Genomic DNA, 527 nt, shown 5'->3' with positions numbered 1-527 from the left:
GGACATGCCGGAGTCGGTGCTGGTGCGCTTCAAGGGCAAGATGCAGCCGGGCGTGACCCTGCGTGACCTGGTCAACGCGATCCCGCTGTACGCGATCAAGTCGTGCCTGCTGACCGTGGCCAAGGCGGGCAAGAAGAACATCTTCTCCGGTCGCATCCTGGAAATCGAAGGCCTGCCGGAGCTGAAGGTCGAACAGGCGTTCGAGCTGTCCGATGCCTCGGCCGAGCGTTCGGCGGCCGGTTGCTCGGTGCGCCTGAACAAGGAACCGATCATCGAGTACCTGACCAGCAACATCACGCTGCTGAAGTGGATGATTGCCGAGGGTTACCAGGACCCGCGTTCGCTGCAGCGTCGCATCGAGAAGATGGAAGCATGGCTGGCTGATCCGCAACTGCTGCAACCGGATGCCGACGCCGAATACGCTGCCGTCATCGAGATCGACCTGGCCGACATCCACGAGCCGATCGTCGCATGCCCGAACGACCCGGACGACGTGAAGACGCTGTCCGACGTGGCTGGCGCGAAGA

At 63.0% G+C, this 527-nt stretch carries 1 protein-coding gene; it reads left to right on the top strand.

From position 1 onward, the window contains the following. Window positions 1-16 precede the first annotated feature (16 nt). Window positions 17-527: aconitase family protein (locus tag D7X55_RS45960; protein ID WP_233610411.1), on the top strand; the 511-nt coding region annotated here is incomplete at its 3' end.

Origin of the sequence: Corallococcus sp. AB049A (assembly GCF_003668885.1) — a bacterium.
GTDB lineage: Bacteria > Myxococcota > Myxococcia > Myxococcales > Myxococcaceae > Corallococcus > Corallococcus interemptor.
This window is presented reverse-complemented; position numbering and strand designations above follow the sequence as displayed.